Genomic DNA, 12,338 nt, shown 5'->3' with positions numbered 1-12,338 from the left:
TATTTTTTCACTATCTAAAATAATTCGCGGAAGTCTTAGTTTTTTAGAACTCTAACCCTTATCTGAATCGATTCGGTTCGCCAATACGATTCTCAGTACGTCTGCCAGTCAGGCGTATTAATGATAATAAAAGGAGGTAGCAAGTGACCATTGCTATTGTCATAGGCACACATGGTTGGGCTGCTGAGCAGCTACTCAAAACAGCAGAGATGCTGTTGGGCGAGCAGGAAAACGTCGGCTGGATCGATTTCGTTCCCGGTGAAAATGCCGAGACGCTGATTGAGAAGTACAACGCCCAACTCGCGAAGCTGGATACCAGCAAAGGCGTGCTGTTTCTCGTTGATACATGGGGTGGCAGTCCGTTCAATGCTGCCAGCCGCATTGTCGTCGATAAAGAGCACTACGAAGTTGTCGCCGGGGTGAATATCCCGATGCTGGTGGAAACCTTCATGGCGCGCGACGACAATCCATCTTTCGATGAGTTGGTTGCACTGGCCGTTGAAACTGGCCGCGAAGGTGTGAAAGCGCTGAAAGCACAACCGGTCGAGAAACCCGCACCGGCTGTCGCAGCACCAAAAGCTGCTGCACCGGCAAAACCGATGGGCCCGAACGATTACATGGTTATCGGCCTTGCACGTATTGATGACCGCTTAATCCACGGTCAGGTCGCTACGCGCTGGACCAAAGAGACCAACGTTCGACGTATTATCGTCGTCAGTGACGAAGTTGCCGCCGATACTGTACGTAAAACCCTTCTGACTCAGGTTGCTCCTCCTGGCGTTACCGCGCACGTGGTGGATGTCGCCAAGATGATCCGCGTTTATAACAACCCGAAATATGCGGGTGAACGCGTGATGCTACTGTTCACTAACCCGACAGACGTTGAGCGCATTGTTGAAGGCGGCGTGAAAATCACCTCCGTGAACATCGGGGGTATGGCATTCCGTCAGGGCAAAACGCAGGTCAACAACGCCATTTCGGTTGATGCGAAAGATATCGAGGCATTTAACAAACTGAATGCCCGCGGTATTGAACTGGAAGCCCGTAAGGTTTCCACGGATCAGAAACTGAAAATGATGGATTTGATCGGTAAAGTTGGGAAATAAGCCCGCGCCGGTTTTCACATAACGCTTATGTAATAGGAGAAGTGCAATGGAGATTACCACTCTTCAGATTGTGCTGGTGTTCGTCGTCGCATGTATTGCGGGTATGGAATCCGTACTTGATGAATTTCAGTTCCACCGTCCTCTGGTGGCCTGTACGCTGATTGGTGCCGTTCTGGGTGACATGAAAACCGGTATCATCATCGGTGGTACCCTTGAAATGATCGCTCTGGGCTGGATGAACATCGGTGCGGCGGTTGCGCCTGATGCCGCATTGGCCTCAATCATTTCTACCGTTCTGGTTATTGCCGGTCACCAGAGTATCGGTGCAGGTATCGCCCTGGCGATCCCGCTGGCAGCAGCAGGCCAGGTACTGACCATCATCGTTCGTACCATCACGGTTGCTTTCCAGCACGCAGCGGATAAGGCGGCCGAAAATGGCAACCTCACGGCGCTGTCCTGGATCCACGTATCGTCTCTGTTCCTGCAGGCAATGCGTATCGCTATTCCGGCGGTTATCGTCGCGATTTCTGTCGGTACCAGTGAAGTCCAGAGCATGCTGAACGCCATTCCTGAAGTGGTCACCGGCGGCCTGAACATCGCGGGCGGTATGATCGTGGTAGTTGGTTATGCGATGGTCATCAACATGATGCGCGCAGGCTACCTGATGCCGTTCTTCTACCTCGGTTTCGTGACCGCTGCATTCACCAACTTCAACCTGGTTGCACTGGGTGTGATTGGTGCAGTGATGGCGATTCTCTACATCCAGCTGAGCCCGAAATATAACCGCGTTGCGGGTGCCCCAGTGCAGGCTGCTGGCAATAACGATCTCGATAACGAACTGGACTAGCAGGTGAGCGAAATGGTTGATATGACAAAAACTACCACCGAGAAAAAACTCACTCCGGGTGATATTCGTGGCGTGTTCATCCGTTCTAACCTGTTTCAGGGTTCATGGAACTTCGAACGTATGCAGGCGCTGGGCTTTTGTTTCTCCATGGTGCCGGCGATAAAACGTCTGTATCCGGAAAACAACGAAGCACGCCGTCAGGCGATTAAGCGCCACCTGGAATTCTTTAACACCCATCCATATGTGGCGGCTCCCGTTCTGGGCGTAACGCTAGCGATGGAAGAGCAGCGTGCGAACGGCGCAGAGATTGACGATGGTGCCATCAACGGTATCAAAGTCGGTCTGATGGGGCCGTTAGCAGGTGTGGGTGACCCTATCTTCTGGGGTACCGTTCGTCCGGTCTTCGCGGCACTGGGTGCCGGTATCGCGATGAGCGGCAGCCTGCTTGGCCCGCTGCTGTTCTTCATCCTGTTCAACGCCGTGCGTCTGCTGACCCGCTACTACGGTGTGGCATACGGTTATCGTAAAGGGGTGGACATCGTTAAGGACATGGGCGGCGGCTTCCTGCAAAAACTGACTGAGGGGGCGTCGATCCTCGGCCTGTTTGTGATGGGGGCATTGGTTAACAAGTGGACACATGTGAACATTCCGCTGGTGGTCTCCACCATCACCGGGCAGGATGGTCAGACCCGTGTCACCACCGTGCAGACTATCCTTGATCAGCTTATGCCTGGTCTGGTGCCGCTGCTGTTAACCTTCGCCTGTATGTGGCTGCTGCGTAAGAAAGTCAACCCACTGTGGATTATCGTTGGCTTCTTCATCATCGGTATCGCGGGTTACGCTGTCGGCTTGCTGGGCCTGTAAAGCAATAACGTTAGACGCCGGGGGCTTGCCCCCGGTTTTTTTATCTGTCATCTGGAGGATGAATGACTGTCACAGACATCGTACTGATTTTATTTATTGCTGCCCTTCTGGCTTACGCGATCTATGACGAGTTCATCATGCCTCGCCGCTACGGCGAGACACTGCTCTCCCTTCCTCTTTTGCGACGTGGTCGCGTAGATGCGTTTATCTTCGCGGGTCTCATCGTCATCCTTATTTACAATAACATCACCAGCCATGGTGCAATATTAACCACATGGTTATTATGTGCGCTGGCATTAATGGCGATTTATCTGTTCTGGATCCGCACGCCAAAAATCATTTTTAAATCCGGTGGATTTTTCTTTGCCAATGTCTGGATAGAATATAACCGTATTAAAGAGATGAATTTATCGGAAGATGGTGTACTGGTCATGCAATTAGAGCAACGCCGCCTGCTTATTCGTGTTAAGAATATTGACGATCTGGAAAAAATATACAATTTACTCGTTAAAACTCAATGAGTTAGGTATATAGCATTGGCTATGTTTTGTGTGTACCTCGCGCAATAAATATAGCCGAAGCTATATTAGTCTTTTTCTTTCCACCTATATTTCTTAACGATATATTCACCCTTAAATAAAAATGAAAATCGTTATCAACAAGCATTTGAAATAATGCCTCTCCATTGTTGTTTTATATTCTCAAAATATGTTAAGGTTGCGCCCGTCGTTGGGGAGTAGCCGATTTCCTGTTCTCAGGAAATGTACGTGTCAACATACTCGTTGAAAAACGTGGCGCGTACGGATCACTTTCTGCACATCTTTATGTGCGTTGTGATCAGGCGAGACCATAGATACATCAACTGCTGTTTACTGGGGGCAGTGATGTGTCATATGGATATCTCCCGGTCTGGACGCTGTTATGAATATCTCCGCTACCATCCTTCTTGCTTTCGGCATGTCCATGGACGCTTTTGCGGCCTCCATCGGAAAAGGTGCCACGCTCCACAAACCAAAATTCTCTGAAGCATTACGCACCGGTCTTATCTTTGGCGCGATTGAAACGCTGACACCGCTTATCGGCTGGGGCCTTGGCATGCTCGCCAGCCAGTTTGTGCTGGAATGGAACCACTGGATTGCGTTCGTGCTGCTGGTGTTCCTCGGCGGCAGAATGGTCATCGAAGGTTTTCGCGGCAATGGCGATGAAGATGAAGAGCCACAACACCGCCACGGTTTCTGGTTACTGGTTACCACAGCAATTGCTACCAGCCTTGATGCGATGGCAGTCGGTGTTGGCCTGGCATTTTTGCAGGTTAATATTATCGCCACCGCGCTGGCTATTGGTTGCGCAACGCTAATGATGTCCACGCTGGGAATAATGGTCGGTCGGTTTATCGGCCCGCTGCTGGGTAAACGCGCCGAGATTCTGGGTGGGATTGTGTTAATTGGCATCGGAGCCCAGATACTCTGGGCACACTTCGCCGGTTAATCTTCGCGCTGCCAGACGTGGATACTGAAATCCGTCTGGCAGCGAAATGATGATTGTGCAGTTAACGTTTCCCACACTTCCGGTTTTGCCCGCCACGCAAACGGCGTCATCTGTAACAACGCAACGGCCTCTTCTCCTTTAAGCGTCATTTCATAGGCAACTGATCCCTCTTGCTTCAGGGTAAAACCTGCCAGTTGTTCAGAATGAGGCGCATGCAGACGCACTTCGTCGTAGATCAGACCTTTTAACTCCAGCAGATGACGTGGGCCTGGTGTAACGGTTATCACCCATCCGCCAGGTTTCACCACTCGCGCCAGTTCTTCTGCCTTACAGGGGGCATAGATGCGGATAACGGCATCCATACTGGCATCATCGAAGGGCAAGCGGTGACTGGATGCCACGCAGAACGTCACGTCGGTGTAACGTTTTGCCGCTGCACGGATCGCCACTTTCGACACGTCCAGACCAAATGTCAGAGCGCCCTTCTTATGGGCAACCTCGGCAAATCTCGCAGTGTAGTATCCTTCCCCACAGCCAATATCCAGTATGGCCGATGATGACTCTCCCAGAGAGTCATCCAGCATCTGCGCGACAGTTTCCCGCAAAGGCAGATAGTGCCCGGCATCCAGAAACGCGCGACGCGCCTGCATCATTTCGGCGCTGTCCCCTGGGTCCCGGGAGCGCTTATGTTGCACCGGCAGAAGATTCACGTAGCCTTCTTTCGCCATGTCAAACTGATGTCCCTTCGGGCAGGAGTAACTTATTTCTGAGCGAGTCAGGGGCGCGTGGCAAAGAGGACAACTGAAAGACATAGCTACTCCGGAGCATAAATCAAAGGGCGAAGTGTAACGCTATTCGCCCTGGTTATAAACGCCCGGGTTAACGCATGACGATAAGGTGATCTGAACCCGCCGGTAAACCATCAGGTTTCACATTCTCCAGGCGTAGCACGTTTCCCATGATCTCGCTGAAAACGGGCGCGGAGACAGCACCTCCGTAGTATGCCCCGTTTTGAGGATCGTTAATCACGACTACGAGCGCAAAGCGTGGATCGCTGGCGGGTGCAACACCTGCAGTGTAGGCGACGTATTTATCAACATACTTCCCGCTATCATCAATTTTCTTCGCCGTACCAGTTTTCACCGCCACGCGATAGTCACGGACGGCTGCTTTAACGCCTCCCCCACCAGGTAGTGCTACGCTCTCCATCATGTGCTCCACTTCATGAGCAATTTCCTCTGGCATGACACGTTGCCCAATAACGGGGGGATCGATACGCGTGATTGAGAGAGGACGCTCAAGCCCGTAGCCGCCAATGGTGGCGTAAACATGTGCCAGCTGGAGCGGTGTCACCATCAGCCCGTAACCAAAGGCAAAAGTCGCCCTGTCGAGCTGGCTCCAGAATTTACGCTGTGGTAAAAGCCCCGCACTCTCCCCCGTTAAGCCAAGCCCCGTATTCGTACCAAAACCAAAGTTCCGGTAAGTTTCAATAAGATGCTGGACCGGCATCGCCAGCGAGAGGCGGGATACACCTGTATCGCTCGATTTTTGCAAGATCCCGGTCATGGTCAGTTCAGGGTAGTAACCCACATCACGAATACGATGCCCGTCGAGAGTATACGGATGGGTGTCAATCACGCTGTCCGGCTGGACCAGTCCCTGCTGCAATGCGGTCATCAGCACCAGCGGTTTTACGGTAGAGCCGGGTTCGAATGTATCGCTGATCGCACGGTTACGAAAATCGTTTATTGTCGCGCCTTCGCGGTTATTGGGGTTGAAATCCGGATAGCTCGCCATGGCGAGTATTTCCCCGGTTGGGATGTTAATTAACACCGATGCCCCGGATTCGGCCTTATTCCAGGCCACGGCATTATCAAGCGCATCTTCGGTAATGGTTTGCAGGCGCTCGTCGATACTCAACTGGATGTTATGCGCCGGTGAAGGGGCAACTTCTGTCAGGTTTTCTACCACACGCCCATAGCGATCCTCTCTTACCTGCCGGACCCCGGCCTTGCCCGTTAGCTGAGCGTTGAAGCTTTTTTCCACACCCTCAATACCCTGCCCGTCAATATTGGTGAAACCAATCAGATTCGCTGCCACGTGTCCGGCGGGATAAAAACGACGAGACTCATCACGTAAATTGATGCCCGGCAAATTCAGTTTATCGATCCACTTTGCTTGTGCCGGATCGACCTGGCGGGCAAGGTAAATGAAGCGTCCCTGTGGATTCGCGTTGATGCGCGTCGAGAGCGTAGCCAGAGAGAGATGCAGCGCACTCGCCAGCGCTTGCCAGCGCTGATCAAAGCCGACTCCCCCTTTCGCCAGCACGGTTTTTGGATCGGCCCATACGGCCCTGACGGGTACACTGACCGCCAGTGGTCGGCCTTCACGATCCGTAATCATGCCGCGTGGAGCATCAATCGCCAGCTCCCGCAGTGACCGCATATCCTCCTGCTTCACCAGATTGTCAGGCTTGATGATTTGCAGCCAGGCAACACGACCCAGTAAAAAAGCCAGACTACAAAAAATGGCTAAACAGAGCAGCGCAAAACGCGCCGGCGTGAAATTTCCGGCTGTCGTAAGTATCTTCTTCTTCACCTGAACCCCAGGACAATTTAACAACGCCCTGATTTAACGGGAAAAGCCGAGCAGAAGTAGCCGAAACAGTGCTACTAACCTCGCAGCTTTGCAACAAGTTACTAACAAGCACGGGGATGGTAATATTTTGAAAGATAAAGGACATAAAAAAGCCCCGCGTTGTGCGAGGCTTTATGTCTGAGAGTGAAGTGCTAAGCGCTTCAGTCAGCAGTGGTTCGATCAGATAGCAGTTACGTTAACTGCAGCTGGGCCTTTCTGGCCGTCCTGAATTTCGAACTCAACGTTCTGGCCTTCAGCCAGAGTTTTGAAGCCGTTACCCTGGATTGCAGAGAAGTGTACGAACACGTCTTTGCTGCCGTCAGCAGGAGTAATGAAACCAAAACCTTTAGACTCGTTGAACCACTTAACTTGACCTTTAATCTTTGCCATTTGCAAAATTCCTTAGAGTGTTTTCTTAGCCCGCAGGCATTAACTGAGATAAAACTGAGACATTACTGCATGAGGCACTAATATAAGGTTCGGCAGAGAAGCGGTATTCAACGACAACGTGTTTACTCAGGACTTCTTTACTGAAAATGCCACACATAAACAGAACTGTACCTCGTTTGACCCAAAACGTGTTATCACACACAATGTTTAATATGGCAAGCCATTTTTAAACATGTCTCGATCCGCCGCACAAATTCGAACACTGCCTGTCAGGTTTTGCACAATTATGCGCATGACATACAGACAAGTCTACTTCGTTACAGAGACTCAACGTTGCTTTCGCAGTCGCTGTAATCTAAGACTTTTTTAACATAGCTCAATCATTCCAGTGCGTCCAGCAGCCGGGAAAAGAAATCTTCAGATCTGATTGAGTTAGAACAATTTGTGAAAACTTATGCTTAAATCATTGTAACGACACTGTATTGTTTCGCTGAAAATACAATGTTAATAACCTGCACCTGACTGTATTAAAATTCATCAGCTAATAAGTCTGTTATGCACCAAAATAATGAAACTTTTATGACTCTGCATCAAAATAAGGCAAGCAAAACGTTTCGATAAAAATAAAACATTCATTATCGCGTTCACATACAGAATATATGCAACAATTTATCGCTTCGTTTATAAGGATAAATATTCACCAATTTTCAGTATCCTTAAAGAACTATCAACTGGTGCTAAATTATCTAGTGCTTCCGTTAACTCTCTCACAGGGTCATCCAGCGCTTCATCTGCCAGTTCAAACACCCCCCAGTGAATGGGAAACGCCAGAGGAGAGCCCAACTGTTGCCACAACGCAACAGCAGACTGAGGGTCCATATGATGTACAGCCATGAACCATCGTGGGGCATAAGCACCAATCGGTAATGCTGCAGCATCAATTCTCCCCAAACGCTCCGGTATCAACAGTAGCTCAGGCGAATAACCTGTATCGCCGCTAAACCAGAAACGGTGATGCCGCCCTTCAAAGACCCAACCGCACCACAATGAGCGATTTCGATTCCAGGGTGTGCGCATACTCCAGTGCTGTGCCGGAACGGCGCTCAACGTCATCCCCTGCCAGGTGAAACTCTGCCACCAGTCGAGCTCAACCACGCGTCTTGCTCCCCGGCGGCGAAACCAGTCGGCCAGACCTAAAGGTACAAACAGACTCACGTCAGGGAAGCGTTTAAGGATCCTACGAATAGTTGCGTCATCAAGATGATCGTAATGATTATGGGAGATAACGACAGCATCAAGCTGATGAAGTTGATCAACAGAAAGTACCGGAGGGGTTTTACGTTGTGGTCCCAGAAAAGGGAGCGGAGAGGCACGATGTGAGAAAACCGGGTCAGTGAGGAGAATATTGCCGTCTATCTGCAGCAGCACACTCGCGTGTCCCAGCCACCATACCCCATCCTCGTGAGGTTGCATTAGATCAACCGGTTGCCACCACTGACGTATAAAATCCTCATAACCGAGTGCAGGTGGTCTGGGCAAGCCGGCCGCTTTACGCGCTTTTCGCCAGCGTTCAAGGTCACCGGGTTGATGGCCGACCGAACTGGTATTACGAAAACCATTCGGCGTGTGATGTTTCAGGGAGGGGTCATACCAGGGATTTTTCCAGACCACAGCCACCTCCCAGGACAGAAAGATTAACGCTCAGCCACCAGGCGGATAAAGTCGTCTTCGTCTTTGTCGTCTTCAGCAACAGCGTCTTTCTGCGCGTCTTTCTCTTCCGGTTCGTTAGCCTCGCACAGACGGCGTAACAACGCGTTTTGACGTTTTTGCTGATCGAGCAGCGCTTCCAGCAGTTCGATCTGCTCGTTAGTACGTGAACTGGCTCGGTTCACAAAAAACCAAATGACCAGCCCCACAAGCAGAACGACCAAAGAAATCATCAGGGATGCCATATTCAGCAGCCCTGAATTCAGTAACTCACCCATTTCACCACCTCAATAAAAACGTCTATTTTACCACTGGCGCAAAGGAAGGAAATCACCTTGATAAAAAATGCGTGTTACCACGGAATAAACTTATTTATTGCGCAAACGCCGCTAAAGAACTGTACATCCTGATCGCACATCACATTGATAGTCTGCGTCCATAACACCACGCACGCTATCAGCACGATTATCAGAATTACCCAGCGTATTTTTTTCACTCCACACTCCGTCTAAAGACCTGATGTAACCAGGTTATCACGGTTATCTTAAACAAGGACTAACTGTACCGCCATCAAACCTTTTTCAGAATCATGCACTTGTTTCATAGCGTAAACCGTTTACGCTTGATTAATGATAACAACGATAAAGAGGCATTGATGCGCTTAATTATTCGAACAATTATTGTACTGGCTATCGTCTGGATTGGTCTTCTGTTAACAGGCTATGGCGTGCTGGTGGGAAGCACTGAAAACGCAGCAGGATTAGGCATTCAGTGTAAATACTTAACAGCACAAGGCGTGAGCACGGCGCAGTATCTGCACTCTGATAGCGGGATCATTGGCCTGACTAACTGCCCGGTACTGCGTAAAATGTCTGTCGTCATCGATAATGGCTGATCAGCCCGGCTAACGACAAAAAACGCCGCAAAAATGCGGCGTTTTTTATGCTAACAGGGATTAAAACGGATAGTCGTGATAACCCATCTGCTCAGAAATCTTACGTGCTGCAGTATGCAGAATAGCCACATACTCGTGAAGTCGCTCTTCTGAGAAGCGCAACGTTGGGAAAGAAATACTCAGCCCTGCAATCACGACACCAAAGCGGTCAAATACCGGAACGCCAATACAGCGCAGGCCCTCTTCCTGCTCTTCGTTATCTTCGCCATACCCTTGCTCACGCACTTTATCGAGCACGGTTAACAGCTCATCGGTGTTGATAATGGTTCGTGCCGTACTGCGTTTGTATTCCACGCCATTGAGGATCTGTTTTACTTCTTCACGATCGCGCCATGCCAGCAGAACCTTACCAATTGCAGTACTGTAGAGAGGGTTACGACGGCCAATGCGTGAATACATTCGCAGGTTATACATGGAGTCGATTTTATGGATGTAGACAATACTGTCTTCATCCAGTGCCCCCAGGTGGATGGTCTCTTTGGTCAGACGAGAGATTTCACGCATCTGAATATCGGCGCTGCGGATCAGGTCAACATTTTGCAGCGCACGGGCACCCAGTTCGAACAGTTTCAGTGTCAGAGAGTATTTTTCAGACTCGCCTTCCTGCGCAACGTAACCCAGTGACTTCATGGTTTGCAAAAAGCGATAAACGGTGCTTTTCGACATCATCACACGCTGCGACAACTCTGTAATACCAATTTCACGCTCTTCCCCGAGCGCCTGTAAGATGCCAAACACCTTCAGCACGGAAGAAACAGAATCTGGCTGTTTATCCAAATCGGCAATTGCCATTTACCACCTCATAGCGAGTGTTTTATAAAAATCAGAACTGGTTTTTATTATAAGTTCCCGTCATGTTACCTGCAATCAATCCGCATTTACTTCGTTACAAATCTGCGACATAACACTGCATTAACGATGCTAAAATAGTTACCCTGAGAATAATTTCACACTGAGCTTTTTACCCCTAATGGAAAAGAACCTTTCCGATGGCCTGCCTTTACCCCAGCGGTATGGCGCTATTGCTACCATTATTATCGGTATTTCAATGGCCGTCCTTGACGGCACAATTGCGAATGTTGCCCTGCCAACCATCGCCAGCGATCTGCATGCCTCCCCCGCCAGTTCAATATGGATAGTTAACGCCTATCAGATTGCAATCGTGATTTCCCTGCTCTCGTTCTCTTTTCTGGGCGATATGTTCGGTTATCGTCGGGTGTATCAGTGCGGCCTGGTGGTTTTCACCTTCACCTCTTTGTTATGTGCCCTTTCTGATTCGCTACATACCCTGACACTTGCACGTATAGCGCAAGGTTTTGGTGGCGCAGCACTCATGAGTGTAAACACGGCGTTGATCCGCTTGATTTATCCTCAGCGCCATCTGGGGCGCGGCATGGGAATAAACTCATTTATTGTCGCGGTCTCTTCCGCCGCCGGGCCAACCATTGCGGCAGCTATTCTTTCCGTTGCGTCCTGGCAATGGCTGTTCGCCATAAATGTGCCGCTGGGTATCGTGGCTATCTTCTTTGCCCTGCGTTTTCTTCCGGCTAACGGTCCCAAAAGTACAATGCCGCGCTTCGACATAGTGAGCGCGGTAATGAATGCCCTCACTTTTGGTCTGTTGATTACGGCCCTGAGTGGTTTTGCACAAGGACAATCCCTGATGCTTACTGCCGCGGAACTCATTGTCTTACTTGTGACAGGTTTCTTCTTTGTTCGCCGCCAGCTCACACTTCCTGTACCGTTACTGCCGGTTGATCTGCTGCGTATTCCCCTCTTTTCACTCTCCATTTGTACGTCTGTCTGTTCGTTCTGCGCCCAGATGCTGGCACTGGTCTCACTGCCCTTCTTCCTGCAAAGCGTGGTGGGACGTACCGAAGTGGAGACCGGGCTGTTGTTAACCCCCTGGCCACTGGCTACGATGGTGATGGCACCGCTGGCGGGTTACTTAATTGAACGCGTTCATGCTGGTTTATTAGGTGCACTGGGGCTGGCAGTGATGGCAACAGGCCTTTTCGCGCTGGCACTGCTGCCGCCATCGCCTTCCGATCTGGACATTATCTGGCGCATGATCCTGTGCGGTGCCGGGTTTGGCCTGTTCCAGTCCCCCAACAATCACACCATTATTACCTCAGCGCCGCGTCATCGCAGTGGAGGGGCCAGTGGTATGTTGGGTACCGCGCGTTTGCTGGGGCAAAGCACCGGTGCAGCACTGGTTGCCCTGATGTTCAACCTTGCGGGGCAAAACGGTAATCACATTGCACTCCTGAGCGCTGGAGCCCTTGCGACCCTCGCGGCTATCGTCAGCGGTCTCCGCATTACCCAGCCCAGAGTCCAGGCATAA

14 protein-coding genes and 1 pseudogene are annotated in these 12,338 nt (G+C 50.5%); 7 read left to right on the top strand and 8 right to left on the bottom strand.

All coding sequences use genetic code 11. From position 1 onward, the window contains the following. Positions 1-143: 143 nt before the first annotated feature. The 5 genes from manX (at position 144) to mntP (ending at position 4,305) form a co-directional block, all read left to right on the top strand. Positions 144-1,106 carry a PTS mannose transporter subunit IIAB gene (gene manX / locus V6E55_RS00710; RefSeq protein ID WP_028018670.1) on the top strand — a complete coding sequence of 321 codons (963 nt, stop codon included), beginning with the start codon at positions 144-146 and terminating at the stop codon, positions 1,104-1,106. Between the two features lie 46 nt (positions 1,107-1,152). Further along, the gene (locus tag V6E55_RS00705; protein WP_028018669.1) at positions 1,153-1,953 is read left to right on the top strand and encodes a PTS mannose/fructose/sorbose transporter subunit IIC; all 801 of its coding nucleotides are present in this window, start codon (positions 1,153-1,155) and stop codon (positions 1,951-1,953) included. Between the two features lie 12 nt (positions 1,954-1,965). Next, the gene (locus V6E55_RS00700) at positions 1,966-2,817 is read left to right on the top strand and encodes a PTS mannose transporter subunit IID (RefSeq protein WP_028018668.1); all 852 of its coding nucleotides are present in this window, start codon (positions 1,966-1,968) and stop codon (positions 2,815-2,817) included. 62 nt (positions 2,818-2,879) lie between these two features. Next, on the top strand, positions 2,880-3,338 hold the full coding sequence (locus V6E55_RS00695; protein ID WP_316941933.1) for a DUF986 family protein: 459 nt from the start codon (positions 2,880-2,882) through the stop codon (positions 3,336-3,338). Between the two features lie 400 nt (positions 3,339-3,738). Next, a complete protein-coding gene (gene mntP, locus V6E55_RS00690; RefSeq protein WP_316941932.1) occupies positions 3,739-4,305 on the top strand; it encodes a manganese efflux pump MntP in 567 nt (188 codons plus the stop codon). Here mntP and rlmA read toward each other — a convergent pair. From rlmA to mgrB, 7 genes and pseudogenes are all read right to left on the bottom strand, one after another. Beyond that, on the bottom strand, positions 4,302-5,117 hold the full coding sequence (gene rlmA, locus V6E55_RS00685; RefSeq protein WP_316941931.1) for a 23S rRNA (guanine(745)-N(1))-methyltransferase: 816 nt from the start codon (positions 5,115-5,117) through the stop codon (positions 4,302-4,304). The two genes, mntP and rlmA, sit on opposite strands and share 4 nt — an antisense overlap. Before the next feature lie 67 nt (positions 5,118-5,184). Then, entirely contained in the window at positions 5,185-6,903 is a 1,719-nt protein-coding gene (gene ftsI / locus V6E55_RS00680; protein WP_316941930.1) for a peptidoglycan glycosyltransferase FtsI, read from the bottom strand. A 219-nt stretch (positions 6,904-7,122) separates the two neighbouring features. Then, positions 7,123-7,332, bottom strand: coding sequence for a transcription antiterminator/RNA stability regulator CspE (gene cspE, locus V6E55_RS00675; protein ID WP_001062678.1), 210 nt, complete (start codon positions 7,330-7,332; stop codon positions 7,123-7,125). A 12-nt stretch (positions 7,333-7,344) separates the two neighbouring features. Continuing rightward, a pseudogene (locus V6E55_RS00670) lies at positions 7,345-7,489 on the bottom strand (DUF2627 domain-containing protein). A 524-nt stretch (positions 7,490-8,013) separates the two neighbouring features. Then, on the bottom strand, positions 8,014-9,003 hold the full coding sequence (locus tag V6E55_RS00665) for an MBL fold metallo-hydrolase (RefSeq protein WP_129995558.1): 990 nt from the start codon (positions 9,001-9,003) through the stop codon (positions 8,014-8,016). A gap of 23 nt (positions 9,004-9,026) precedes the next feature. Beyond that, positions 9,027-9,317, bottom strand: a complete 291-nt coding sequence (locus V6E55_RS00660; protein WP_114976916.1) for a YebO family protein — start codon at positions 9,315-9,317, stop codon at positions 9,027-9,029. A 74-nt stretch (positions 9,318-9,391) separates the two neighbouring features. Continuing rightward, positions 9,392-9,535 (bottom strand): PhoP/PhoQ regulator MgrB, encoded by a 144-nt coding sequence (gene mgrB, locus V6E55_RS00655; protein WP_006175995.1) that lies wholly within the window; start codon positions 9,533-9,535, stop codon positions 9,392-9,394. A 159-nt stretch (positions 9,536-9,694) separates the two neighbouring features. On the opposite strand from mgrB, the gene V6E55_RS00650 reads away from it, so the two are divergent. Then, positions 9,695-9,934: a YobH family protein gene (locus V6E55_RS00650; protein WP_114977445.1), complete on the top strand. Its 240-nt coding sequence runs from the start codon at positions 9,695-9,697 to the stop codon at positions 9,932-9,934. A 60-nt stretch (positions 9,935-9,994) separates the two neighbouring features. Here the strand turns inward: V6E55_RS00650 and kdgR are convergent, their stop codons facing one another. Continuing rightward, positions 9,995-10,786 (bottom strand): DNA-binding transcriptional regulator KdgR, encoded by a 792-nt coding sequence (gene kdgR, locus V6E55_RS00645; protein ID WP_114976915.1) that lies wholly within the window; start codon positions 10,784-10,786, stop codon positions 9,995-9,997. Between the two features lie 178 nt (positions 10,787-10,964). Between kdgR and V6E55_RS00640 the strand changes: the two genes are divergently transcribed. Further along, positions 10,965-12,338, top strand: a complete 1,374-nt coding sequence (locus tag V6E55_RS00640; RefSeq protein WP_316941929.1) for an MFS transporter — start codon at positions 10,965-10,967, stop codon at positions 12,336-12,338.

Source organism: Enterobacter sp. 342 (assembly GCF_036663495.1).
GTDB lineage: Bacteria > Pseudomonadota > Gammaproteobacteria > Enterobacterales > Enterobacteriaceae > Enterobacter.
Note: the sequence above shows the minus strand (reverse complement) of the source record. Positions and strands in the feature narration are given on the sequence as shown.

Excerpts from the sequence above, each read along its gene's own strand:
- V6E55_RS00705 (WP_028018669.1), top strand. The coding sequence starts at position 1,153 with ATGGAGATTACCACTCTTCAGATTGTGCTGGTGTTCGTCGTCGCATGT.
- V6E55_RS00700 (WP_028018668.1), top strand. The coding sequence starts at position 1,966 with ATGGTTGATATGACAAAAACTACCACCGAGAAAAAACTCACTCCGGGT.
- V6E55_RS00695 (WP_316941933.1), top strand. The coding sequence starts at position 2,880 with ATGACTGTCACAGACATCGTACTGATTTTATTTATTGCTGCCCTTCTG.
- mntP (WP_316941932.1), top strand. The coding sequence starts at position 3,739 with ATGAATATCTCCGCTACCATCCTTCTTGCTTTCGGCATGTCCATGGAC.
- rlmA (WP_316941931.1), bottom strand. The coding sequence starts at position 5,117 with ATGTCTTTCAGTTGTCCTCTTTGCCACGCGCCCCTGACTCGCTCAGAA.
- cspE (WP_001062678.1), bottom strand. The coding sequence starts at position 7,332 with ATGGCAAAGATTAAAGGTCAAGTTAAGTGGTTCAACGAGTCTAAAGGT.
- V6E55_RS00660 (WP_114976916.1), bottom strand. The coding sequence starts at position 9,317 with ATGGGTGAGTTACTGAATTCAGGGCTGCTGAATATGGCATCCCTGATG.
- V6E55_RS00650 (WP_114977445.1), top strand. The coding sequence starts at position 9,695 with ATGCGCTTAATTATTCGAACAATTATTGTACTGGCTATCGTCTGGATT.
- kdgR (WP_114976915.1), bottom strand. The coding sequence starts at position 10,786 with ATGGCAATTGCCGATTTGGATAAACAGCCAGATTCTGTTTCTTCCGTG.
- V6E55_RS00640 (WP_316941929.1), top strand. The coding sequence starts at position 10,965 with ATGGAAAAGAACCTTTCCGATGGCCTGCCTTTACCCCAGCGGTATGGC.